19 protein-coding genes and 5 tRNA genes are annotated in these 25,092 nt (G+C 32.0%); all 24 read right to left on the bottom strand.

Annotated elements, in window-relative coordinates; genetic code table 11:
- Positions 1 to 705 precede the first annotated feature (705 nt).
- The 24 genes from ACSIGC_RS05510 to ACSIGC_RS05625 all read right to left on the bottom strand — a co-directional run bounded on the left by ACSIGC_RS05510 (position 706) and on the right by ACSIGC_RS05625 (position 25,035).
- A complete protein-coding gene (locus ACSIGC_RS05510) occupies positions 706 to 2,670 on the bottom strand; it encodes an OmpA family protein (RefSeq protein ID WP_442267158.1) in 1,965 nt (654 codons plus the stop codon).
- Positions 2,671 to 3,119: 449 nt separating this feature from the next.
- Positions 3,120 to 3,431, bottom strand: a complete 312-nt coding sequence (locus tag ACSIGC_RS05515) for a DUF3467 domain-containing protein (protein ID WP_442267159.1) — start codon at positions 3,429 to 3,431, stop codon at positions 3,120 to 3,122.
- A 53-nt stretch (positions 3,432 to 3,484) separates the two neighbouring features.
- Positions 3,485 to 7,756 (bottom strand): DNA-directed RNA polymerase subunit beta', encoded by a 4,272-nt coding sequence (gene rpoC / locus ACSIGC_RS05520; protein ID WP_442267160.1) that lies wholly within the window; start codon positions 7,754 to 7,756, stop codon positions 3,485 to 3,487.
- A 95-nt stretch (positions 7,757 to 7,851) separates the two neighbouring features.
- Positions 7,852 to 11,661 (bottom strand): DNA-directed RNA polymerase subunit beta, encoded by a 3,810-nt coding sequence (gene rpoB / locus ACSIGC_RS05525; RefSeq protein ID WP_442267161.1) that lies wholly within the window; start codon positions 11,659 to 11,661, stop codon positions 7,852 to 7,854.
- A gap of 243 nt (positions 11,662 to 11,904) precedes the next feature.
- Positions 11,905 to 12,279 (bottom strand): 50S ribosomal protein L7/L12, encoded by a 375-nt coding sequence (rplL, locus tag ACSIGC_RS05530; RefSeq protein WP_299674759.1) that lies wholly within the window; start codon positions 12,277 to 12,279, stop codon positions 11,905 to 11,907.
- 45 nt (positions 12,280 to 12,324) lie between these two features.
- Positions 12,325 to 12,843 carry a 50S ribosomal protein L10 gene (gene rplJ / locus ACSIGC_RS05535; protein ID WP_442267162.1) on the bottom strand — a complete coding sequence of 173 codons (519 nt, stop codon included), beginning with the start codon at positions 12,841 to 12,843 and terminating at the stop codon, positions 12,325 to 12,327.
- 20 nt (positions 12,844 to 12,863) lie between these two features.
- A complete protein-coding gene (gene rplA / locus ACSIGC_RS05540) occupies positions 12,864 to 13,556 on the bottom strand; it encodes a 50S ribosomal protein L1 (RefSeq protein ID WP_442267163.1) in 693 nt (230 codons plus the stop codon).
- 17 nt (positions 13,557 to 13,573) lie between these two features.
- Complete coding sequence (gene rplK / locus ACSIGC_RS05545) at positions 13,574 to 14,011, bottom strand: 50S ribosomal protein L11 (protein WP_299674768.1); 438 nt, start codon at positions 14,009 to 14,011, stop codon at positions 13,574 to 13,576.
- Positions 14,012 to 14,078: 67 nt separating this feature from the next.
- On the bottom strand, positions 14,079 to 14,627 hold the full coding sequence (nusG, locus tag ACSIGC_RS05550; protein ID WP_442267164.1) for a transcription termination/antitermination protein NusG: 549 nt from the start codon (positions 14,625 to 14,627) through the stop codon (positions 14,079 to 14,081).
- A 2-nt stretch (positions 14,628 to 14,629) separates the two neighbouring features.
- Positions 14,630 to 14,821 (bottom strand): preprotein translocase subunit SecE, encoded by a 192-nt coding sequence (gene secE / locus ACSIGC_RS05555; RefSeq protein WP_299625778.1) that lies wholly within the window; start codon positions 14,819 to 14,821, stop codon positions 14,630 to 14,632.
- 15 nt (positions 14,822 to 14,836) lie between these two features.
- Positions 14,837 to 14,909 (bottom strand) — tRNA-Trp (locus ACSIGC_RS05560).
- 53 nt (positions 14,910 to 14,962) lie between these two features.
- Complete coding sequence (tuf, locus tag ACSIGC_RS05565; protein WP_442267165.1) at positions 14,963 to 16,150, bottom strand: elongation factor Tu; 1,188 nt, start codon at positions 16,148 to 16,150, stop codon at positions 14,963 to 14,965.
- A 63-nt stretch (positions 16,151 to 16,213) separates the two neighbouring features.
- Positions 16,214 to 16,286, bottom strand: a tRNA-Thr gene (locus ACSIGC_RS05570).
- A 74-nt stretch (positions 16,287 to 16,360) separates the two neighbouring features.
- Positions 16,361 to 16,433: transfer RNA gene (locus ACSIGC_RS05575), tRNA-Gly, on the bottom strand.
- A gap of 17 nt (positions 16,434 to 16,450) precedes the next feature.
- Positions 16,451 to 16,533, bottom strand: a tRNA-Tyr gene (locus ACSIGC_RS05580).
- Between the two features lie 44 nt (positions 16,534 to 16,577).
- A tRNA-Thr gene (locus tag ACSIGC_RS05585) sits at positions 16,578 to 16,651 on the bottom strand.
- Between the two features lie 98 nt (positions 16,652 to 16,749).
- A complete protein-coding gene (locus ACSIGC_RS05590; protein ID WP_442267166.1) occupies positions 16,750 to 17,058 on the bottom strand; it encodes an HPF/RaiA family ribosome-associated protein in 309 nt (102 codons plus the stop codon).
- Between the two features lie 5 nt (positions 17,059 to 17,063).
- Positions 17,064 to 17,951, bottom strand: coding sequence for a tyrosine-type recombinase/integrase (locus ACSIGC_RS05595; RefSeq protein WP_442267167.1), 888 nt, complete (start codon positions 17,949 to 17,951; stop codon positions 17,064 to 17,066).
- Between the two features lie 72 nt (positions 17,952 to 18,023).
- Positions 18,024 to 19,318, bottom strand: a protein-coding gene (locus ACSIGC_RS05600; RefSeq protein WP_442266462.1) for an IS3 family transposase whose coding sequence is annotated in 2 segments (ribosomal slippage) — positions 18,024 to 18,952 and positions 18,952 to 19,318 — 1,296 coding nt in all. Because the reading frame shifts where the segments join, the coding sequence is not laid out codon by codon here.
- Positions 19,319 to 19,421: 103 nt separating this feature from the next.
- On the bottom strand, positions 19,422 to 19,619 hold the full coding sequence (rpsU, locus tag ACSIGC_RS05605) for a 30S ribosomal protein S21 (RefSeq protein WP_442267168.1): 198 nt from the start codon (positions 19,617 to 19,619) through the stop codon (positions 19,422 to 19,424).
- A 139-nt stretch (positions 19,620 to 19,758) separates the two neighbouring features.
- The gene (locus tag ACSIGC_RS05610) at positions 19,759 to 21,144 is read right to left on the bottom strand and encodes an alpha-amylase (RefSeq protein ID WP_442267169.1); all 1,386 of its coding nucleotides are present in this window, start codon (positions 21,142 to 21,144) and stop codon (positions 19,759 to 19,761) included.
- Between the two features lie 199 nt (positions 21,145 to 21,343).
- A complete protein-coding gene (locus tag ACSIGC_RS05615) occupies positions 21,344 to 22,501 on the bottom strand; it encodes an acyl-CoA dehydrogenase family protein (RefSeq protein ID WP_442267170.1) in 1,158 nt (385 codons plus the stop codon).
- Positions 22,502 to 22,535: 34 nt separating this feature from the next.
- On the bottom strand, positions 22,536 to 23,432 hold the full coding sequence (locus tag ACSIGC_RS05620; RefSeq protein WP_442267171.1) for a ComEA family DNA-binding protein: 897 nt from the start codon (positions 23,430 to 23,432) through the stop codon (positions 22,536 to 22,538).
- A 16-nt stretch (positions 23,433 to 23,448) separates the two neighbouring features.
- Positions 23,449 to 25,035, bottom strand: coding sequence for an alanine/glycine:cation symporter family protein (locus tag ACSIGC_RS05625; protein ID WP_442267745.1), 1,587 nt, complete (start codon positions 25,033 to 25,035; stop codon positions 23,449 to 23,451).
- Positions 25,036 to 25,092 lie beyond the last annotated feature (57 nt).

The following is a 25,092-nucleotide window of genomic DNA, read 5'->3' on the forward strand; positions in this document are numbered from 1 at the left end:
CCTTAGAGTTAATATAATTTTCACTAACTTGCGAGGCTTCGAGTTTTTGTGAAAAATCTATTATTTCTACAGATGATTTCGCTTTTATTTTTTTAAGAAATATGCCACATATTCTTAAAAAAATAACCTGAAGACATTTTAGCATAATGATCAGTTTATTAATTGATTGTTATATTCATGCCCTACTCTTGTTTCCGCTCGCCAAAGTGTAACAATTGTGGGGTTTTTTATTTTTACGTCATATACTTTTAAACCATACATTATCTATAAATAGACAGTATGAAAAGTTTTTTTTCAAAAATGAATAGTAATTTATGGTTGGTTAGTTATACCTTTTTTACAGTAAAAACTTACATAACTTATAACTATAAGAAAAGGTTAATGAAGTTTGTTTTCTAAAAGTATTTTTTTGCATAGACCGGGGGTGTTACGATTTAAAAATTTATACTAAAATAATCACTTATTTTTTTTTAACAAATTTTAACACATTAAAATTAAATAAAAAAACTTAAGGAACTTACATCTATTAAGCATTTACCATACTTAAGATGATATATATCAAAATTATATAATTGTTTTTAGGGGAGCTATTTTATTATTGTCAAATATTATTTTTACTTATTGACATTACTAATATAGTATTTTTTTTAACATACGTTAACTTTTTTCTGAAAAAAAACTAAAAAATTAACACTCTTTTTTTTATTATTGATTGGTTGAAACATTCTTACCTCCTTTAACTATATAAAAATATGATCTTCTATTTTTTTGATGCTCTGCTTCAGAACATTTTCTTTGATTCACATCATTACAATGATTTAATAATTGATCTTCACCATAACCAATTGCACTTTGAATTCTATTTGAAGCTATTCCTCTAGATATCAAATAAGCTTTTGTTGACTTTGCTCTATTAGTTGATAAAGTTCTATTATATGCTTTTGTTCCTCTACTGTCTGTGTGAGATTCTATTTTAATCACCATATCAGGGTGATTATTCATCACAGACACAATATGCTCTAACTCATATTCCGCATCTTCTCTTATGTTATATAAATCAAAATCAAAGTAAATAGGGTTGATTACAATTTGTGAATCTACCTCAGGTTCGTCAACTATTAACGATTCTAAAACTAAATCTGCTTGAATTGCTTTCTTATCTATATCTTCAGTTATAGCATTCTTTTTATCATTCCTGTAATCTTCTTTAGATGCTGTTACTGTATAATTATTTTCACAAGTAATATCTTTAAATAAATATCTACCGTCATTACTAGTTATTTGTTGTTTAATCGGTTCTCCTTTTTCGTCTATTAATCTAACCTTAGCTCCTGAAATAGGTTCACCTGTTCTAGAATCAGTTACAATTCCTGTAATTTCTTCTTTACATCTGTATATCACAAAACTATAAATATCGTCATCACCTTTCCCTCCTTCTCTGTTAGAAGAAAAATAACCATAAGATTTATCTTCACTTATAACAAAACTAAAATCATCTAAGGGACTATTAACTTGTGTTCCTAAATTTATTGGAGTTGTAAACGATCCATTTGTATCTGTTTTAGATTCAAAAATATCTAAAGCTCCAATTCCTAAAAGACCATCTGAAGAAAAATACATTGTGTTTTCTTTATCTACATAAGGAAACATTTCTCTACCTTCTGTATTTATAGTTCTTCCTAAATTTATTGGAGTTCCGTAAGTATTATTATCTTGAATTTCTACAGAATAAATATCGGTTGCTCCAATTCCTCCAGGCATATCTGAAACAAAATATAAGGTTTTACCATCTGCGCTTAACGCGGGATGACCACAAGAATATAAATCACTATTAAATGGAAGTTCTGTAAAGTTTTTCCATTCATTATTTATCTTCTCAGCTTTATAGATTTTTAAATGCGTTATTTTTTGTTTGTCACCTCTTAACTTTTTTCCATCAAAATTATCTCGTGTAAAGTATACAGTATTTCCATCATTAGTAAAAATGACATTTGACTCGTGATAACGGGTACTTATTTCATTAAATTGCTTAAGGTTTCCTAATTCTAAACCTTCAGCTATATCACTAAATTGTTCTTCTGCTATATATACATTTAAAAATGGTTGATTATTCCATTTATATCTTCTTCTATCATATTTATTTCCTGTGGGTTTTGTTGATGCGTAGTATAATTTACCATCATATATATATCCACCAAAATCTGAATATTTAGTGTTGATAGATAAATTTTTAATATTAACAAAGGTTTTCTTTCTATTAGAATACTCAACAAAGTAATTACGATTCTTTGCTAGTTCTAAAGCTCTTGAATCATTAATATCAATCTCTTTCAATTTTTCCAACCAAAGATCTGATTCTTTAACTTTTCCATTACTCTTTAAAGTTTGAGCATATCTAAATAAATATTCTGGTGAAACTTTATCAGCATACTTTTCCATTAAGAGTTTGTACCATTTTTCAGCTTCTATAGATTCTGTATTGTAGTAATGAGAATCTCCTAGTCTACTTATTACCAACTTAGATTCATCTCCTTTATCGTATAAAGCTTTATATAACTCAGCTGATTTTTTATATGCGAATTCATTAAAATAACGATCAGCTGCATATCTTCGCTGTGAATAACCAATTGAAGTTATTAATAATAAATAAATTAAAATAAATTTCTTCATTCAATACTTTAGTTTAATTTTAAAAGTTTTAAACTTCTAAAGTTACTATCTATTCTTCCTAAAAAGGTCTTATTAATATGTATTATAAATTCAAACAATTTATTCTATTTGATTAGAATATAGTTGTTTTTTACATCTTCAAATTATAGTTTGTAAAATATATACATTTTTAATTTTCTCATTTTTTTTGGGGATAGAATATTAAAAATAAAGTAGTATTAGTTTGGTTTGTTAAGAATTTAAATATATTAACTTTTTTTGTTAATATTTAAACTTCTATAGAACAAATATAATTTTTTTACCTAAAATGAAAAAATAATATAAACTTTTAATTTTTTTTTGATTTATGTAAATTAAAAAAATGTTGTAAGAGCCTCTTATATTGAAAATTATTCTAGAATGTTTTATAAAATAAAAAAATCGAGAAATATCTCGATTTAATTTATATTTTAAGCTTCACCTGTTGTTCCTCCAAAATTCATAGGAATAGGCGGTTGCTCATACTCTTTAATTTCACCATGAGCTTGTTCAAATTTTCTAACATTATCAGCTAAAGCTTTGGTTAAACGTTTAGCGTGTTGTGGTGTTAAAATAATTCTCGATTTAACTTTAGCTTTAGGAACTCCTGGCATAATATTTATAAAATCTACTATAAATTCAGAAACTGAATGGTTAATTATAGCTAAATTACTGTATGTTCCTTCTGCCACATCTTGATCTAATTCAATATTAATTTGTGGATCTTTTGTATTTTCTTCCATTATATATTAAAATCAAAAAAGACCTCTTAAATTAAGAGGCCTTTAAGTTTGTACTATAAACTTTGTTGGATTTCATCTTTTGGTCCAACTATTACTTGCTCATAATGTCTAAGACCTGTACCTGCTGGTATACGTTTACCTACAATTACATTCTCTTTTAATCCTTCAAGAGTATCTATCTTACCATTAACAGCTGCTTCATTTAACACTTTCGTTGTTTCCTGGAACGATGCTGCTGAGATAAATGATTTCGTTTGTAACGAAGCTCTAGTAATACCTTGAAGTACTTGTTCTGCTGTTGCAGGTTGAGCATCTCTCGCTATTACTAATTCTTTGTCTGCTCTACGTAAAAGAGAATTCTCGTCTCTTAATTCACGTGCTGTTATTAATTGACCTTCTCTTAAATTCTCAGAATCTCCGGCATTTTCAATTACTTTCATACCATAGATTTTATCATTTTCTTCGATAAAATCGTTCTTGTGAGCTAATTGATTCTCTAAGAATAATGTATCTCCAGAATCAATAATCTTAACTTTACGCATCATTTGACGTACTACAACTTCAAAGTGCTTATCGTTAATTTTCACCCCTTGTAAACGGTATACATCTTGTATTTCATTTACTAAGTATTCTTGAACTGCTGAAGGCCCTTTAATTCTTAAGATATCAGCTGGTGTTGTAGCTCCATCAGATAATGGCATACCAGCTTTAATAAAGTCATTTTCTTGAACTAATATTTGATTCGATAACTTTACTAAATACTTCTTAATATCTCCTGTTTTTGACTCTACAATAATTTCACGATTACCACGCTTAATTTTTCCAAAAGATACAACTCCATCAATTTCAGCAACTACTGCTGGGTTTGAAGGATTACGTGCTTCGAATAATTCCGTTACACGTGGTAAACCTCCTGTAATATCTCCCGCTTTACCAGACTTACGTGGAATTTTAACTAAAGTTTTACCTTCTTCTACATCATCTCCATTCTCTACAATTAAATGAGCTCCTACAGGTAAACTATACGAACGTAAAGCATTACCATCTGCATCTTCAATAATTAAAGAAGGAATAATTTTTTTATTCTTAGAGTCAGTAATTACTTTCTCTTGGAATCCTGTTTGTTCATCAACTTCTACAGAGTAATTAATACCTTGCTCTAAGTTGTCAAACTTAACTTTACCTCCAAATTCTGAAACAATAACTCCGTTAAATGGATCCCATTGACATACTGCATCTCCTTTTTTAATCGTCTTTCTTTCTTTATCAAAAATTACCGATCCGTAAGGGATGTTATTGGTACTTAATGTAATTCCAGTTTTCTTATCAATAATTTTAATTTCAGCTGTACGAGAGATAACAATTTCTACAGGTTCTCCATTACTATCCTTTCCATTAACTGTTCGTAAATCTTCAATTTTTACGTTACCGTCGAATTTAGAAATTAATTTATTTTCTTCTGAAATATTTCCTGCTACTCCTCCAACGTGGAATGTACGAAGTGTTAACTGTGTACCTGGTTCTCCAATAGATTGTGCAGCAATTACACCAACTGCTTCACCTCTTTGTACTTTCTTCGCTGTAGATAAACTCTTACCGTAACACTGAGCACAAATACCACTCTTAGACTCACAAGTTAGAGGAGAACGTACTTCTACTCTATCGATACCTGTAGCTTGAATTGCTTTAGCTAAAGGTTCAGTAATAAGTTGACCTGCACTTACTAAAATATCATCTGAATTAGGACTATAAACATCATGTAAAGAAACTCTACCCTCAATTCTATCTGCTAAAGATTCAACGATTTCATCATTTTTCTTTAATGGCATAATCTCTAATCCACGTAATGTACCACAGTCTACTTCATTTACTATTACATCTTGAGATACATCTACTAAACGACGCGTTAAATATCCAGCATCGGCAGTTTTTAATGCGGTATCAGCTAATCCTTTACGAGCACCGTGCGTAGAGATAAAGTATTCTAAAATTGAAAGACCTTCTTTAAAGTTAGAAAGAATTGGGTTTTCAATAATCTCTCCACCACCAGCAGTCGATTTTTTAGGTTTTGCCATTAATCCACGCATACCTGTTAACTGACGAATCTGCTCTTTAGAACCACGAGCTCCAGAATCTAACATCATAAATACAGAGTTAAACCCTTGTTGATCCTCACGTAAACGCTTCATAGATAATTCAGTTAGTCTGTTGTTTGTAGAACCCCAAACATCAATTACCTGATTATAACGTTCTTTTTGAGTTAACATACCCATGTTATAATTCATTACGATTCCATCCACCTCTTTGTTAGCTTCAGCAATCATAGTGTGCTTTTCTTCTGGAATAATGATATCACCTAATGAGAATGATAAACCACCTTGGAAAGCAAATTTATATCCCATATTTTTGATTTCATCTAAGAATTTACCAACAGCAGGAATATCTGTAACTTTTAATATATCACCAATAATTCCTCTTAAAGATTTCTTAGTTAAAACTTGGTTTACATAACCAGCAGCTTCTGGTACAACTTCGTTAAATAAAACTCTACCTACAGTAGTTTCTATAATTTTGGTAACTACTTGACCATCCTCTACATCTTGAGTTCTTACTTTAATACCAGCATTTAAGTCTACTCTCTTTTCATTGTAAGCAATAGTAACTTCTTCTGGAGAATAGAATGTTAAACCTTCTCCTTTGATTACCAAATCTGGAGTAGATTTACGCTCTTTAGTCATGTAGTATAATCCTAATACCATATCCTGAGATGGTACAGTAATTGGAGCACCATTTGCAGGGTTTAAAATATTGTGAGAAGCTAGCATTAACAACTGAGCTTCTAAGATAGCTTCTGGTCCTAAAGGTAAGTGAACCGCCATTTGATCTCCATCGAAATCGGCGTTGAAGGCCGTACATACTAATGGGTGTAAACGGATTGCTTTACCTTCTATTAATTTAGGTTGGAATGCCTGGATACCTAAACGGTGTAACGTTGGAGCACGGTTTAATAAAACTGGGTGACCTTTAATTACGTTTTCAAGAATATCCCAAACTACTGGCTCTTTTCTATCGATTATTTTCTTTGCAGATTTTACTGTCTTAACAATACCTCTTTCTATTAACTTACGAATTACGAAAGGCTTGTATAATTCAGCTGCCATATCTTTTGGCAATCCACATTCATATAGCTTTAATTCTGGTCCAACAACAATTACAGAACGTGCAGAGTAATCAACACGCTTACCTAATAAGTTCTGACGGAAACGACCTTGTTTACCTTTTAAACTATCAGATAAAGACTTTAATGGTCTATTAGATTCTGTTTTAACTGCTGATGATTTACGTGTATTATCAAATAATGAATCTACAGATTCTTGTAACATACGTTTCTCATTTCTTAAGATTACTTCAGGAGCTTTGATCTCCATTAATCTCTTTAAACGATTGTTACGAATAATTACACGACGATATAAATCATTTAAATCTGAAGTAGCGAAACGACCACCATCTAATGGCACTAATGGACGTAACTCTGGTGGAATTACAGGAACAACTTTCATGATCATCCACTCTGGCTTATTCTCTCTATTCTTTTGAGAATCTCTAAAAGCCTCTACTACATTTAACCTCTTTAAAGCTTCATTTTTACGCTGTTTAGAAGTCTCAGTATTCGCTTTGTGTCTTAATTGGTAAGATAACTCATCTAAATCGATACGAGCTAATAACTCAATTAAACACTCAGCTCCCATTTTAGCTATAAATTTATTAGGATCTGTATCTTCTAAATACTGATTATCTTGTGGTAAAGAATCAGCTATATCTAAATATTCTTCTTCTGTTAAGAAGTCTAGTTTTTGTAATGGTTCTCCTTCTGCATTTTTAGCAATACCTGGTTGGATTACTACATAACGCTCGTAATAGATGATCATATCTAACTTCTTAGATGGTAAACCTAATAAGTATCCCATTTTGTTAGGTAATGATCTAAAGTACCAAATATGAGCAACTGGTACTACCAAATTGATGTGACCTACTCTATCTCTACGAACTTTCTTCTCAGTTACTTCAACTCCACATCGATCACAAACGATTCCTTTGTATCGGATTCTTTTGTATTTACCACAAGCACATTCATAATCTTTAACAGGACCAAAAATTCTTTCACAGAAAAGCCCATCTCTTTCTGGTTTGTGCGTACGGTAATTTATTGTTTCTGGCTTTAAAACCTCTCCTTTAGATGCTTCTAAAATAGATTCAGGAGAAGCTAAACCAATTGAAATTTTGTTAAATTTCTTAACAGTGTATTTTTCGTTCTTTCTTGCCATAATAGTTTGCAAAATGCTTTAAGCTATAATGCTTAAATTATAATTATATAAACACTGAAACCAAGATTGCTATATAACAATCTTGATTATCTTTTTTACTCTTCTAATTTAACGTCTAACCCTAAACCTTTAAGCTCATGCATTAATACGTTAAATGATTCTGGTAATCCAGGTTCTGGCATTGCTTCACCTTTAACTATACTTTCGTATGCTTTAGCTCTACCTAATACATCATCCGATTTTACAGTTAAGATTTCGCGTAAGATACTAGATGCTCCATATGCTTCAAGAGCCCATACCTCCATTTCTCCAAAACGTTGACCTCCAAACTGAGCTTTACCTCCTAATGGTTGTTGCGTAATTAAAGAGTATGGTCCGATAGAACGTGCGTGCATCTTATCTTCAATCATGTGACCTAACTTAATCATATAAATTACCCCAACTGTTGCTGGTTGATCGAAACGTTGTCCTGTACCTCCATCATATAAATATGTATGACCAAATCTAGGAATTCCTGCCTCATCTGTTAATTTATTGATTTCATCTAAAGAAGCACCATCGAAAATTGGAGTTGCATATTTCTGACCTAATTTTTGACCTGCCCATCCTAGAACAGTTTCATAAATCTGACCAATATTCATACGAGATGGTACCCCTAATGGATTTAATACAATATCTACTGGTGTTCCATCTTCTAAGAAAGGCATATCTTCTTGACGTACAATACGAGCAACAATACCTTTGTTACCGTGACGTCCTGCCATCTTATCCCCTACTTTTAACTTACGCTTTTTAGCAATATAAATTTTAGCTAACTTTAAAATACCAGCAGGTAATTCATCTCCAACAGAAATTGTAAACTTCTCACGACGAAGAACTCCTTGTAAATCGTTAACTTTAATCTTATAGTTGTGAATTAACTCTACAACTAAAGCGTTTAATTCTTTATCTGTAGTCCAAACCCCATTTAAGTGTGTAAAATCATCAACAGAGTTTAACATTTTTTGAGTGAATTTTTTACCTTTTGGTAAAACTTCTTCACCCAAATCGTTAAATATACCTTGAGATGTTTTTCCAGTAATTAAATGAAATAATTTTTCGATTAATTGATCTTTTAAATCTTCGAACTTAGACACAAAAGAAGCTTCTAAAGTTGCTACTGCTTCTTTATCTCTTGCTCTTTTGTTTTTATCTTTTACAGCTCTCTTAAATAATTTCTTATTAATTACAACACCTTTTAATGATGGAGAAGCTTTTAAAGAAGCATCTTTTACATCTCCAGCTTTATCACCAAAAATTGCTCTTAATAATTTTTCTTCTGGAGTTGGATCACTTTCTCCTTTAGGAGTAATTTTACCAATTAAAATATCTCCAGGCTTCACTTCTGCTCCTATACGGATCATTCCATTTTCATCAAGATCTTTAGTAGCCTCTTCTGAAACGTTTGGAATATCGTTTGTTAATTCTTCAGCTCCTAATTTTGTATCACGAACATCTAAAGAATATTCATCAATATGGATAGAAGTAAATATATCTTCACGAACTACTTTTTCAGAAATTACAATCGCATCCTCAAAGTTATATCCTTTCCAAGGCATGAAGGCAACCTTCATATTTCTACCTAAAGCTAACTCTCCTTGCTGCGTTGCATAACCTTCACAAAGAACTTGTCCTTTTTCTACTCTATCACCTTTTCTTACGATAGGCTTTAAGTTAATATTAGTTCCTTGGTTAGTTTTTCTGAACTTAATTAAATCGTATGATTTATCATCTGAATCAAAACTTACTAAACGCTCTTCATCAGTTCTATCATACTTGATCGTAACTGTATTTGCATCAACATACTCTACAACTCCATCTCCTTCTGCGTTTATTAAGATTCTAGAATCTTTTGCTACTCTCCTCTCTAATCCAGTTCCTACAATTGGTGCATCAGGTCTTAATAAAGGTACAGCCTGACGCATCATGTTAGATCCCATTAATGCACGGTTCGCATCATCATGTTCTAAGAATGGAATTAATGAAGCTGATATAGAAGCGATTTGGTTAGGAGCAACGTCCATATAATTAACAACCTCAGGTGTAACTACAGGGAAATCTCCTTCCTCTCTTGCAATTACTTTATCTCTATCAATAGATCCGTCATCAGTAACTTCAATATTAGATTGAGCGAACTTCATTCCTTCTTCTTCTTCAGCACTCAAATAAATAGGCCCCTCGTCTAATACCTTACCTTCATTTACCTTTTTATATGGTGTTTCGATGAATCCCATTGGGTTTACTTTAGCATAAACCGCTAAAGATGAAATCAGACCAATGTTTGGACCTTCAGGAGTTTCAATTGGACATAAACGACCGTAGTGAGTATAGTGAACATCACGAACCTCGAAACCAGCTCTTTCCCTAGATAAACCTCCAGGTCCTAATGCAGATAAACGACGTTTATGTGTAATCTCAGCAAGTGGATTCGTCTGATCCATAAACTGAGATAACTGATTCGTTCCAAAGAACGAATTAATTACAGAAGATAATGTCTTTGCATTAATTAAATCAATTGGAGTAAACACCTCATTGTCACGCACATTCATTCTCTCACGAATTGTACGAGCCATACGAGCTAAACCAACACCAAATTGACCTGCTAATTGCTCACCTACTGTACGTACACGACGATTAGATAAGTGGTCAATATCATCTACTTCTGCCTTAGAATTAATTAATTCTATTAAGTATTTAACGATAGTAATAATATCATTCTTCGTTAATACTTTTTGATCAATATCTTCATTTAATTGAAGTTTAGTATTCATTCTGAAACGACCAACTTCTCCTAAATTATATCTTTGCTCAGAGAAAAATAATTTGTCTATAATACCTCTTGCTGTTTCCTCATCTGGTGGTTCAGCATTACGTAATTGACGGTAAATATGCTCTACTGCTTCTTTTTCAGAGTTAGTAGGGTCTTTTTGTAATGTATTATGAATAATAGCATAATCTGCCATATCATTATCTTCTTTGTGTAATAATATGGTTTTTGCTCCTGCTTCAATTATTTCATCTACATGTTCTTTTTCTAAAATAGTATCACGGTCGAAAATGATTTCATTACGTTCAATAGAAACTACTTCTCCTGTATCTTCATCCACGAAATCTTCATGCCAAGTTTTTAATACCCTAGCTGCTAATTTTCTACCTAATACTTTTTTTAACCCAGCTTTAGAAACTTTTACTTCCTCAGCTAAATCAAAAATTTCAAGTATGTCTTTATCTCTTTCGTAACCAATTGCTCTGAATAATGTTGTTACAGGTAACTTTTTCTTTCTATCAATGTAGGCATACATTACCTGATTAATATCTGTAGCAAATTCAATCCAGGAACCTTTAAAAGGAATTACCCTTGCAGAATATAATTTTGTTCCATTTGCATGGAAAGACTGACCAAAGAAAACTCCAGGAGATCTATGCAATTGAGATACAACAACTCTCTCTGCTCCATTTATAATAAATGTTCCAGATCCACTCATATAAGGTATAGTTCCTAAATACACATCTTGAACAATGGTTTCAAAATCTTCATGTTCAGGGTCTGTACAATATAACTTTAACCTTGCTTTAAGAGGTACACTATAAGTTAAACCTCTTTCAATACATTCTTGTATACTGTATCGTGGTGGGTCTACAAAGTAATCTAAAAATTCTAAAACGAATTGATTTCTTGTATCTGTAATTGGGAAGTTATCCATGAAGGTTTTATATAAACCCTCTTCTCCTCTTTCTTCAGCTTTTGTTTGTAATTGGAAAAAATCTTGGAAAGATTTAATTTGAATATCCAGAAAATCTGGATAATCTGCTCCAATGCGTGAAGATGCGAAGTTGATTCTTTCAGTAGTTTTTATCGTTGCCAAAAGAGAAACTATTTTTGAATTAAAAATATCTTATTAAACTAATAAAGTTTTTTTTTCTAACACTTTACAACTAAATTAAAAATTAACTATTTGATAATCATTAATTAAAAGTTGCAAAAACACAAACTATATTGAATGTGATTTTAAGAACAAATATATACACAAAATGGTTTAGGCCTAAAACTTTTTGTTTTAGAACCTAAACCTGTATTTTGTTATCCCACTTTATTGTGGGGAGTAAGCTTACTTTAACTCTACTTCAGCTCCTGCTTCTTCTAAAGACTTCTTAAGACCTTCTGCCTCATCTTTAGATACTCCTTCTTTTACTGGAGCTGGTGCGCTATCAACGATTCCTTTAGCTTCTTTTAATCCTAAACCAGTTAATTCCTTAACTAATTTTACTACTGCTAATTTAGAACCTCCTGCTGCCTTTAAGATTACGTCGAACTCAGTTTTCTCTTCAGCTGCATCTCCTCCTCCTGCTGGTCCAGCTGCTACTGCTACTGCTGCTGCTGCAGGCTCGATACCATACTCATCCTTTAAGATATCTGCTAATTCATTAACTTCTTTTACTGTTAAGTTAACTAATTGTTCTGCGAATTCTTTTAAATCTGCCATTTTAATTGTTTTAATTTTTTATTATTAGTTTATTAGTGCGCTTAATTATTTATCTGATAATGTCTTTAAGATACCAGATAACTTACTACCTCCTGATTGTAATGCTGAAACAACATTCTTAGCAGGCGATTGTAATAATGTGATAATATCACCGATAAGTTCTTCTCTAGATTTGATATTTACAAGAGCGTCTAACTGATCGTCTCCAATGTAAACAGCTTCTTCTACAAAAGCACCTTTTAATAAAGGTCTATCTTTAGACTTTTTTCTAAACTCCTTGATAACTTTTGCAGGTGCGTTTGCAGCCTCTGCAATCATCAATGAAGTATTTCCCTTTAAAACTTCTGGTAAATCTCCAAAATCTTTATCTGAAGCTTCCATTGCTTTTTCAAGCAATGTGTTTTTTACAACAGCCAATGTAACGTTAGCTTTAAAACAAGCTCTACGTAAGTTAGATGTAGTTGTAGCATCTAAACCAGAAATATCTGCTAAATAGATTGTACTTGTATCTGCTAATTGCGCTGTTAAATCTTGTATTACTTGTGATTTTTCCTCTCTAGTCATGATATATAGATTTTAACTGCCTATGAAACAGATTTCACATCTACAGGAACACTAGGACTCATAGTTGAAGACATAAAGATACTCTTAATATAAGTTCCTTTTGCTGCTGTTGGCTTTAATTTTAAAAGTGTTTGAACTAATTCGTTAGCATTTTCGGCAATTTTATCTGCATCGAAAGATGCTTTACCGATTGCAGCGTGAACAATACCTGTTTTATCAACTTTAAAGTCAATTTTACCAGCTTTTACTTCAGCAACTGCTTTTGCAACATCCATAGTAACTGTACCTGTCTTTGGGTTTGGCATTAAACCTCTTGGCCCTAAAACACGTCCTAAAGGTCCTAATTTACCCATTACACTAGGCATAGTAATGATAACATCTACGTCTGTCCAACCTCCTTTAATTTTTTGAAGGTATTCGTCTAATCCAACATAATCAGCTCCTGCTGCTTGAGCTTCAGCTTCTTTATCTGGAGTAACTAATGCTAAAACTTTTACATCTTTACCAGTTCCATGAGGTAATGTTACAACTCCACGTACCATTTGATTAGCTTTACGAGGATCTACCCCTAAACGTACTGCTAAATCAACAGATGCATCAAACTTTACGTTTGTAATATCTTTAATCAATGCTGATGCTGCCTTTAAGTCATAAACCTTAGAGTAGTCAATCTTAGCACGAGCTTCTTTTTGCTTTTTTGTTAATCTTGCCATTTTAATTCTCTTTTAGTTTAAGCAGGTGCATCACCTGTTACTGTTAATCCCATAGAGCGAGCAGTTCCTGCGATCATTCTCATTGCTGATTCAATTTCGAAAGCATTTAAATCTGCCATCTTATCTTCTGCAATAGTTCTAACTTGATCCCAAGTAACACTTGCTACTTTCTTTCTATTTGGTTCTCCAGAACCTTTCTTAATTTTGGCCGCTTCTAGTAATTGTACTGCAGCTGGTGGAGTTTTAACAACAAATTCGAATGATTTATCAGTATATACTGTAATCACTACTGGTAATACTTTACCTTGTTTGTCCTGTGTACGAGCATTAAACTGTTTACAGAACTCCATGATGTTAACTCCGGCAGCACCTAAAGCGGGTCCAACTGGTGGCGATGGATTCGCAGCACCTCCCCTTACTTGTAGTTTAACTAATTTACTTACTTCTTTTGCCATTGTTTAAGTTTTAACGATGCATTAATTTTGGAAGCTAACACATCTTAATAAAATATATATGTAACAGTTATATTTTCTCTACTTGCATGTAGCTTAATTCTAATGGTGTTTTTCTTCCGAAAATTTTAACCATTACTTCAAGCTTACGTTTTTCTTCATTAACATTCTCAACTATACCATCAAAACCATTAAAAGGTCCATCTACAACCTTTACAGTTTCTCCTACTGTATATGGTATAGCAACATTTTCTTCATTAACGGATAACTCGTCAACTTTACCTAACATTCTGTTAACTTCTGATTTACGCATAGGAACTGGATCACCTCCTTTTGTTTCACCTAAAAAACCTATTACACCAGTAACAGATTTAATTACATGAGGAACCTCACCAGCTAAATTTGCTTCAACCATGATATAACCTGGAAAATAAACCCTTTCACGATTCATTTTCTTACCATTTCTTATTTGAACAACTTTTTCTGTAGGAACGATAACTTGATTAACATAATCAGATAATCCATGTCTAGCTATCTCTGTTTCGATGTAAGACTTGACTTTATTCTCCTGCCCACCTATCGCTCTCACGACATACCATTTCATTACTGAATCAGCCATCCTTAAAATAAATTAAAAAATTTATCTAAACTAGATTGAAAAACTTTATCAATAAACGCTACAGCTAAAGCAAAAACAATTGTAAAAACTGCAACTACTACTGTAGATTTCTGTGCTTCTTCACGAGAAATCCAAGTCATGTTAGTACTTAATTCTTCAAAAGAATCTTTAATATATTGTATAAAGTTGTTCATCACTTATAAAATTTGCACGGGTTGAGAGGCTCGAACTCCCGACACCTGGTTTTGGAGACCAGTGCTCTACCAACTGAGCTAAACCCGTATTATAAAGACGTCCCGGCTGGGACGCCTCTAGTCTTTATTACTAATTAATTATTAGTCTAAAATTTCAGTTACCTGACCAGCACCTACTGTTCTACCTCCTTCACGGATAGCAAACTGTAAACCGATATTTAATGCAATTGGTTGGATTAAATCAACTGTAATAGTTAAGTTATCACCTGGCATTACCATTTCTACACCATCAGGTAAAGCAATATTACCAGTAACATCAGTAGTACGCACATAGAACTGTGGACGGTAATTATTGTGGAAAGGAGTGTGACGACCACCTTCTTCTTTCTTTAAGATATAAACCTCAGCTTTAAACTTAGCGTGTGGAGTTACAGAACCTGGCTTAACAATTACCATTCCTCTTTTGATATCATTCTTATCAATACCTCTTAATAAGATACCAGCATTATCTCCTGCTTCACCTCTATCTAAAATCTGACGGAACATTTCGATTCCTGTTACAGTAGAAGTTAACTTTTCAGTTCCCATTCCAATAATCTCTACAGGATCTCCAGAATTGATGATACCAGTTTCAATACGACCAGTAGCAACAGTACCACGACCTGTAATAGAGAACACATCTTCAATTGGCATTAAGAAATCTTTTTCAGTATCTCTTGGCGGCTCTTCAATCCAAGTATCAACAGCTTCCATTAACTCTAATACTGTATCAACCCATTTTTGCTCTCCATTTAAAGCTCCTAAAGCAGATCCTTGAACTACAGGACTATTATCTCCATCATATTCATAGAAAGATAATAATTCTCTAACTTCCATTTCAACTAACTCTAATAACTCCTCATCATCAACCATATCAACTTTGTTTAAGAAAACAACGATACGTGGAATCCCTACCTGACGACCTAATAAGATATGCTCACGAGTTTGTGGCATTGGACCATCTGTAGCCGCAACTACTAAGATAGCACCATCCATTTGAGCAGCACCAGTTACCATGTTCTTTACATAATCGGCGTGACCTGGACAGTCAACGTGTGCGTAGTGACGGTTTGCAGTTGCATACTCTACGTGAGAAGAGTTAATTGTAATACCTCTTTCCTTCTCTTCCGGAGCGTTATCGATTTGATCAAAATCTCTTTTCTCTGAATATCCTGCGTCTGCTAATACTTTTGTAATAGCAGCTGTTAATGTAGTCTTACCGTGATCTACGTGACCGATAGTTCCAACATTTAAGTGTGGCTTTGAACGATCGTAAGTTGCTTTTGCCATGATTATTAATTTTAATTCTTAGTTAAATATATTTAGTGTTATCTTAAACTCTTTTTTTTATTGAGCCAATGACGGGACTTGAACCCGTGACCTCATCCCTACCAAGGATGCGCTCTACCAGCTGAGCTACACCGGCATCACATTTACAATTTACTGTTTTAGTTTTCTTTCAATCAAATTTCAAAAAAAACAAAATCGCAAATGATTTTGAGCGGGAGACCGGGTTCGAACCGGCGACATTCAGCTTGGAAGGCTGACGCTCTACCAACTGAGCTACTCCCGCAAAAAAACAAGATTTTGTGGGGAGAGCAGGATTCGAACCTGCGAAGTCGAAAGACAACGGAGTTACAGTCCGTCCCATTTGGCCGCTCTGGAATCTCCCCTTTAAATCTTAAATAATATTTTAATGAACTTTTGTTTCTTTTTGAGCCGATAGAGGGACTCGAACCCACGACCTGCTGATTACAAATCAGCTGCTCTAGCCAGCTGAGCTATATCGGCTTTTTGTTTAAAAAAACAATCCGTTATTTCTAACGGACTGCAAATTTAAAAAGTAATTTTGAATTTATAAAACTTTTTGCATTTTTTTTATAAACTTTTTATAGTTCCAAAGATACTCTTTTTTTTTCTTTTGACTTTCTTAATTGTCTTTTTAATGACTCAACACCAAGACTGACACCTTCTTCAAAGGTTTTATTCATCTTTTTTACGATTAATTCGTTACCTGGAATATTTATTTTAATCTCTGTAAATTTATTTTCTTTATCACTAGTTTTTTGAACTTTCAAGAAAACTTCCGCATCAACTATCTTATCGTGGAACTTTTCTAAACCTCCCACTTTCTTCTGAATGAAATTAATTAAATCTCCATCTACTTTAAAATTTACGGATTGTGTGAATACCTTCATAATCTTCAGTCTTTTTTTTTGCTCCTAGGATGAGCTTTGTTAAACACTTGTTTTAATTGTTCCAAGTTATTATGAGTATAAACTTGGGTTGAGGCTAAACTAGAATGTCCTAGTAATTCTTTAACCGAATTCAAATCCGCACCTTGATTGAGTAATTGAGTAGCAAAAGTGTGCCTTAGAATATGCGGACTCTTTTTAGTCTTTGTCGAGACCTTACTAAAGTAGCGATTTATTACTCGATAAACAAGAGTTTCATAAATTTTATTTCCTTTTTCAGTAAGTAATAAATGTTCATTATTTGCATTTATTTCTTCTCTCTTAATTAAATATTTTCTCAAGGTTTGAATTACAGTAGTTAATAAAGGAATTATTCTTTCTTTATTTCTTTTTCCTAAAATTTTAACCGTATTAAAATCGAAATTAATATCACAAATTTTAACATTAATTAATTCAATTCTTCTCATTCCTGTTGAATAAAATAGTTCTACTATTAATTTATCCCTAAGAGAAACAAAATCTTTATCGTTTAATTCTTCAAAGACACTTTCCATTTCTTTAACAGAAAACGGAATCTCATTTTTCTTCTGTACTTTTAATGATTTATGTTTAGAAAGAGGATTAGCTGTTATTACCTCTATTTTTTGAAGAAATTTATAGAATGTTTTTAAACTACTTATTTTCCTATTTACGGTTCTATTTGAAACACCTTCATCGATCAAAGAAACAATCCAACTCCTAATTTGATTATAATGAATAGTTTCTAAATCTACTTGATCAAATTCTATTTCGCAAAAATCTTTAAATCCAAGTAAATCTGTTTTATATGCTAAAACAGTATGAGATGAATATTTTTTCTCAAAAGACAGATAATCTAAAAAAGCATTAATAAACATAAAACAAACTCAATTTTAAATAATATTGACTAGTCCTAAATAACCGTTACAGTTATTTATTGATTAAATATATTAAACATCATCTAAAGCTATAGCTTTAGATGATGTTTTTTTTCGATATGATTTTATCTTCATTTTATTTTGTTGATGTGCCTGGTTAGGAGTTTTAAAATGACATGACCAATGCGGTCTTTTAGAGTTATAAATAGTTATTGATTGCTTTACTATTTTCTTCATTATCTTAATATCTAGATTTGTGGTAGCAATAAAGAACTCTTGTTTTAAGATTCCATTAACCCGTTCAGCTATCGCATTTTGATATGGATCGTATGATTCTGTCATACTACATTTAATATTATGTTTTGATAAAATATTTTGATAGATGTTACTACAGTACTGCAATCCTCTATCTGAATGATGGATAAGTTCCTTCTCTGGATATACTCTATTTTTCATAGCTATCTCCAAGGCTTTTACCGTTGAGCTTACTTCTAAAGTTTTATCCAAATGATATCCTATGATTTTCTTAGAATATGCATCTGTAATTAATGATAAATACATAGGGTTCTTACGATTGCCTAAATATGTAATATCTGCTACCCATACTTGTTCTGGTCTATTTATTTCCAGATTTTCAATAAGATTAGTATGTTTTCTAAAACGATGATGAGAGTTGGTTGTAATGTGATAACTCTTTTGTCGTTTTATCAATAGTTTATTAGCTCGTAAAATATCAAATAATCGATCTCTTCCAACAGCTAAACTGCTTAATTCCTCCGAAAGAAGATAATACAGTTTTCTTGTCCCAATCCTTGGTTGTTCCATTCTTACACGCTTAACCAATTCAACAACCTTATTGGCTATTGATTGAGATTTCTTAACTCTATAGTTAGCTTGATAATAGACCTGTCTGCTAAACCCAAGTAATTTACAGGTAGAAGAAATACTTTCTTTCTTTTGTAAAACAAACATATCAATTACTCGGTTTTGGAGTTTTTTCTAATAGGAATATTATACTCTTTCTCAGCTAAATCAATCATCATATCAAACAGTATCGCTTTCTTCTCTGATGCTGCTGCTTGAGCTTTTAAACGATTGTTTTGCTTTTCTAATTGACGTAATTTTTGCTCTAACTCTAATAATTTTTGTTCTGGTGATTTTGGCATATTAGATGGTGTTTGATCAGTCCAATCAAAGTTACCATATTTTCTCAACCATACTAAAACAGTACTTCTTCCTTGAATCCCATATTTAAGTTGAGCTTGTTTGTAGGTTAATTCGCCTTTTTCTACTTCCGATACAACCGAAAGTTTAAAACTCATCGTATAATCTTTCTGAGTACGTTTGCGGTAAATGTTGTCGTTCATAAGGTTACAAATTTGTGTAACGCTATTTCAGGACGAGACATTTTAATAAAAAAATAAGCCCACACAAAATGTATGGGCTTAAATTTTTATAGTAAAAATTGGCTTAACCAATTTCTTCTTGCGTTCTTAACCTTTGGATGTAAGAAGCTTTAATTTTTTGAGCTCTTTTAGCAACAGATGGTTTTGTATATTGCTTACGCTCACGTAAGTTTCTCATTGTTTTCGTACGATCGAATTTACGTTTGTAACGTTTTAAAGCTCTATCGATATTCTCACCTTCTTTAACTGGAATAATTAACATGTTTTTGCACCTCCTCTCATACGTCTCTTTTATATTTTTAATTAAAAATCAGTCGCTTAACTAATTTTTATAGTTATATTCTTATTTTTTCGGACTGCAAAGATACATAATATATTATATATTCCAATTAATCAGTCATTTATTTTGGTGACCAAACAGTATAACTTTTAGGCGGGGCTTGTATCCTAACCCATTTTCCTCCTTGAGTGACTGGTTCCCAACTTGAGTGACCTGTATAATCTTTAATTCTTGTATTAGACCAATTAGTTTCTATCCATCTTTCTTTCCAAGAATCGGAATTATTTATATAAACTACTAAACCTGCATTATTATAACCATTTCTTCTCGCTATATATTCATCGTTATCTACATGAAGAATAGATGTATTACCTCCAGCAAGATTATTATGAATCCAAATTAAATTATTTAATTTGGATTTATTTAACCATTCTTCATAATCTCTATAAAAAATAGTAGGATATCCTTCGTGTGTTAAAATGTAAGCATAAGCTAAAAGTTTACCGTTATATATTTCATCTGTATCATGATTAGCCACAAACGTTACTGCTTTACTAGAATTTCTTTTCCAAAGCATATCATCATTTAATCTATTTAAATTATTTCCTTGAAATGCATCTCTCATTCTGTAATAACAAGCAAAATCGAAAGCAGATACTTGAGCTTCACTAGACCACCAGTCTAAAGTCCCTGCATTTCCATCCCAATATTCACCAACAGAAAAACCTCCAACAGCATTTTTCCATTCTCTTACTACCCAAGGTTCAAAACCTTTTACATAATCGAATCTCCAACCATCAAATCCCATAACATTTTTATAATATTTCGCCACACTATTAGATCTTTTCCATAACCAATCTTGCACATAAGGCTGACAATGACTTAAATCTGGAAAGCCGCCAAATACTCCTGAATCACTATTACAATTTGCATTAGGATGAAAATCACTGTTACTCCTGAAAAATTTCCCAGATTTTGGATTAAAATCTGTATAATAAGGCGTACCTGTATATGGATTATCTTCTAATTCTCCTCCACTATTATGGTTAATTACAATATCTGCTATTACACTTAATTTTGCATTATGTGCTTCACTGATTAAACTTTGAAGTTCTGACTTCGATCCAAACCGTGTTTCTATACTTCCCATTTGATCATATTCTCCGAAATCGTAATAATCAAAAGGATCATATCCCATAGAAAAAGCTCCGTTTTGAGCTTTAGACACAGGAGGTAACCAGATAGCATCTATTCCAGCATTACTCCAACTTTGAACTTTACTTTCTACTTTTTCCCACCAAGTCCCTCCTGCTGGAACATCCCAATAGAAAGCTTGCATCATTACTCCTGTTCCAATTGGTTTCAATCCTTGTCGGGCTGAAATATTATTATCTGTATCATTTAACTTTGAAGTTTCATCTTCAATCGGTGTTACTTCTGCTTGATTATCTGAACAAGAAAAATTGATAAACAATAGAATTAACAAAAGTTTTAAAAGGGTTTTCATTTTTACTAGGTTTATTTGTTTGCTTCAATTTATTTAATGAAATTCAGATTACGAAATCGGTTTAGAAACGAAATCGATTTCGTGTTAATAAATTCAATAATTAACAATACACAAACCTTTAAAAAACAATTTCAGCAAAAAATAAACACAAAAAAAAGGATGCATAAACATCCTCTTTTATATTTTAAAACAACAAAAATTATGTTGCTGGTTTATATTCTTTTTTATCAATAATCATTTTAGCTATTATTTCTTTTAATATTTCAGAAGTACCACCTCCTATAGGTCCTAATCTACTATCTCTAAACATTCTAGCAAGAGGATAATCTTCCATATAACCATAACCTCCTAACAACTGTAAAGCATCATAAATTACTTCATCTGCAAATTTTGTTGATAGTAATTTACTCATACTTGCTTCTTTTACTACATAAGTTCCATCGTTTAATCTTTTAGTAATTGAGTAATTATATTCTTTACACATATCAACTTTAGATGCCATTTCTGCAACTTTATGTCTTAATGCCTGAAATTCGTTGATTTTTTTACCAAAAGCTTCACGTTCGTTCATATACTCTAACACATATTCTAAAGCATAATCTGCTCTTGCATGTGCGTTAACTCCCATAATTAATCGTTCTAATGCAAAATGCTGCATGATATAAGGAAAACCTTTTCCTTCTTCACCCATTAAGTTTTCTTTTGGAATAACTACATTATCGAAAGCTATTTCACCAGTATCTGATGCTCTCCAACCTAATTTATTTAGTTTCGTAGATGAAACTCCTTTTGTATCTCTATCTACAAGGAAAATACTCATTCCTTTATATTTGTCTTCAGGATTAGTTTTAGCTGCAACTATAAGATAATCTGAATAAACCCCATTAGTGATAAATGTTTTAGAACCATTTAACACATAATTATCACCATCTTTAACTGCAGTAGTTCTCATACCTGCAACATCACTTCCTCCAAAAGGTTCTGTGATACATAAACAACCTATTTTCTTTCCCTCAATACTTGGAGCTAAATATTCTGTTTTAATTCTATGATCTCCTTCTTTTTTAAGATGTGTCATTGCCAAATAAGCATGAGCCCACATAGCAGCAGCAAAACCACCAGAATTAATTCTTTGTAATTCTTCTAAAAATATAATTGTATAAAATAAATCAAGATCTAATCCACCATATTCTTCAGGTTGATATAAACCGAAATATCCCATTTCACCAAATTTTTCCCAAATAAAGCGATCTATAGTACCGGTTTCCTCCCATTTCTCGATATGAGGAACTACTTCTTTCTGTAAAAAATCTCTGAAACTTTTACGAAATGATTCATGTTCTTCAGTAAAGTACATACTGTAAATAAGTTTTAATTAAGTTTGTTGTTTGTTATTTTGCTTTCAAATATAAGACTATTCTGTCGTATTTGTTTTGAGGAAAATCTTTAATATTTCTTAATTCTTTTATATCTTGGAGTTCAGCAACTTCATCTCGATAATCAAAAATTTTCTTACATAAGTTATAATCTATATAAGGTAAATTAAGTATTTCCTTGAATGATGCAGTGTTAACATTGATTTTCTCAATGTTAGGTTTTTCTTGAATTACAAAAGCTTTTAATATTTCATCAGCAAGTTCTTTTTCTAAACCCCAAACTTCATAAAGTTGATCTTTAAAACTAAATCCTTTTAATTTAGAACGATACTTAATAATTCTTGTAGAAATTACTTCTCCTACCCCATCTACAATAGTAAAATCATTTACACTAGCTTTATTGATATCATTTGTAGAAATCTCTTTCTTAGTAGTCTGATTATCTTCTACAATAACAGGTGTAGTTAAAGTTTGTTTTAATTTATGTTTTTGCTTTTTAACAACCCAATCTGGAAATTTAAAATATGGCGAAATTACATTTAATAGACTATCAGAAACTTTAGTAACATTTTGAAATTCTGATGCAGAATTCACAAACTTATTCTGTTTACGAAATGCATGTAATCTATCAATCTCTTCTAAAGACATACCCAATTTCTCCCCTTTAAAATCTGAAATATAATTTGGATTAAACGGATATATTTTATTTAGCTTTTCTTCTTTTTCTTTTCTTAAACTATCTATTTCTGACTGCAACATTACTATCTCTTCTGTATTTATTGGAAGTTCTGATTCAGGAGAAACATCAATAAAAAAATATAATAATTGAAATAATATGATTAATAAAGCCAAAAATAAAATCCCATTTCTTTGGCTTTTAGAATACCAGAAATGGGATTTGAAATTTTTCATATGATAATTTTATTCACTATCCTTTGATAGCGTCTAAATATCTTTTTAATTGTTTCTTAACAACAGGCATTAAGAAATATAATCCTACCATATTAGGGAATACCATAGCAAAGATCATTGCATCTGAGAATGCCCAAATAGACCCCATACTTGCAGCTGCTCCAATTACCACGAAAGTTAAGAATAAAATCTTGTATGTTAAATCAGCTTTCTTTCCTCTACCAAATAAGAATTTCCAAGATTGTAATCCATAATAAGACCAAGAAATCATAGTTGATACAGCAAATAATACTACTGCGATAGTTAAGAACCAATCAGAGAATGGAATATATTTAGCAAAAGCCGAAGCTGTAATACCGGCACCTTCTACTCTAACTCCGTCAATTAAAACTCCACCTGTTCCGTCTCCTCCATAAGAAAACTCTCCTCCAAAGTTGAAAATAATAATAACTAACGCAGTCATTGTACAAATTACAACCGTATCAATAAATGGCTCTAATAATGCTACTAAACCTTCAGATGCAGAATACTTAGTTTTCACAGCAGAGTGAGCAATGGATGCTGAACCTGCTCCCGCTTCATTAGAGAAAGCCGCTCTTTTGAATCCTACGAGTAAAACTCCAATAACACCTCCAACTCCAATAGCTGTTGGATTAAAAGCCTCTCTAAAAATTAAACTTATAGCATCATCAACTAAACTAAAATTAGCTCCTAAAATATACAAACATGCTAATAAGTAAAGTAAAGCCATAAATGGTACTACTTTTTCAGTTACAGTTGCAATACGTTTAATACCTCCAATAATAATGATACCAACTACTAAAGCTAATACTAAACCAATAATTGCTCCAGCACTTGAACTTTCTAAATTCATTAATTTTTTAATAACTACTGTTGCTTGATTCGATTGTGCAGCATTACCTCCACCAAAAGAACCTCCAATACAGAAAATTGCAAATAATACAGCAGTAATTTTACCTAATGTTTCAAACCCTTTTTCTTTTAGACCTTTAGATAAGTAATACATTGGTCCTCCGTATACAGTTCCTTCTTCATCTACATCTCTGTACTGTACACCTAAAGTACATTCAACAAACTTTGTTGACATTCCTAATAAACCACAAACGATCATCCAGAATGTAGCACCTGGACCACCCAAAGCGATTGCTAAAGCAACACCTGCAATATTTCCATTACCTACAGTTCCTGATACTGCAGTTGCTAGAGCTTGGAAGTGAGTTACCTCTCCTTCTTTACTTTCATCTCTAATCGTTTCTATAGAATCTCCTCCTGGAGTTGAATCACCATAAGCTTCTTCTACTACAGCCTTATCAACATCATCATACTTTCCTCTAACAACATTAATTGCTGTAAAAAAGTGACGTATATTAGGAAAACCAAAATAAATTGTAAAAAATGCAGCACTAAAAACAAGTAATATTAAAACAAAAGGTGTCCCTGCAATATCGAAAAAGATAATATCACTAAAGAAATTAGAAATTGGTTGAAACGCCTCATCTATTTTTTGGTCTAAACCTTTCTCCTGGGCGAAAGTTAGCATCGGCATCAACCCCAATAGTAATGCCGTTAGTTTTTTATTCATCATGTGTAAATATATAGTTTTGTTGAATTAGTAGGTCGCAATATCTTAAAAAACTGA

It is taken from the genome of Tenacibaculum aquaeponti, assembly GCF_052084715.1.
Classification (GTDB): domain Bacteria; phylum Bacteroidota; class Bacteroidia; order Flavobacteriales; family Flavobacteriaceae; genus Polaribacter.

Bases quoted from the DNA above. Each gene is read 5' to 3' on its own strand.
- rplA (WP_442267163.1), bottom strand. From the start codon at position 13,556: ATGGCAAGATTAACAAAAAAGCAAAAAGAAGCTCGTGCTAAGATTGAC.
- rplJ (WP_442267162.1), bottom strand. From the start codon at position 12,843: ATGACTAGAGAGGAAAAATCACAAGTAATACAAGATTTAACAGCGCAA.
- ACSIGC_RS05590 (WP_442267166.1), bottom strand. From the start codon at position 17,058: ATGAAGGTATTCACACAATCCGTAAATTTTAAAGTAGATGGAGATTTA.
- rplL (WP_299674759.1), bottom strand. From the start codon at position 12,279: ATGGCAGATTTAAAAGAATTCGCAGAACAATTAGTTAACTTAACAGTA.
- nusG (WP_442267164.1), bottom strand. From the start codon at position 14,627: ATGGCTGATTCAGTAATGAAATGGTATGTCGTGAGAGCGATAGGTGGG.
- rpsU (WP_442267168.1), bottom strand. From the start codon at position 19,619: ATGTTAATTATTCCAGTTAAAGAAGGTGAGAATATCGATAGAGCTTTA.
- secE (WP_299625778.1), bottom strand. From the start codon at position 14,821: ATGAACAACTTTATACAATATATTAAAGATTCTTTTGAAGAATTAAGT.
- ACSIGC_RS05620 (WP_442267171.1), bottom strand. From the start codon at position 23,432: ATGAAAAATTTCAAATCCCATTTCTGGTATTCTAAAAGCCAAAGAAAT.
- rpoC (WP_442267160.1), bottom strand. From the start codon at position 7,756: ATGGCAAGAAAGAACGAAAAATACACTGTTAAGAAATTTAACAAAATT.
- ACSIGC_RS05510 (WP_442267158.1), bottom strand. From the start codon at position 2,670: ATGAAGAAATTTATTTTAATTTATTTATTATTAATAACTTCAATTGGT.
- rplK (WP_299674768.1), bottom strand. From the start codon at position 14,011: ATGGCAAAAGAAGTAAGTAAATTAGTTAAACTACAAGTAAGGGGAGGT.
- ACSIGC_RS05610 (WP_442267169.1), bottom strand. From the start codon at position 21,144: ATGAAAACCCTTTTAAAACTTTTGTTAATTCTATTGTTTATCAATTTT.
- ACSIGC_RS05615 (WP_442267170.1), bottom strand. From the start codon at position 22,501: ATGTACTTTACTGAAGAACATGAATCATTTCGTAAAAGTTTCAGAGAT.
- ACSIGC_RS05515 (WP_442267159.1), bottom strand. From the start codon at position 3,431: ATGGAAGAAAATACAAAAGATCCACAAATTAATATTGAATTAGATCAA.
- ACSIGC_RS05625 (WP_442267745.1), bottom strand. From the start codon at position 25,035: ATGAATAAAAAACTAACGGCATTACTATTGGGGTTGATGCCGATGCTA.
- tuf (WP_442267165.1), bottom strand. From the start codon at position 16,150: ATGGCAAAAGCAACTTACGATCGTTCAAAGCCACACTTAAATGTTGGA.
- ACSIGC_RS05595 (WP_442267167.1), bottom strand. From the start codon at position 17,951: ATGTTTATTAATGCTTTTTTAGATTATCTGTCTTTTGAGAAAAAATAT.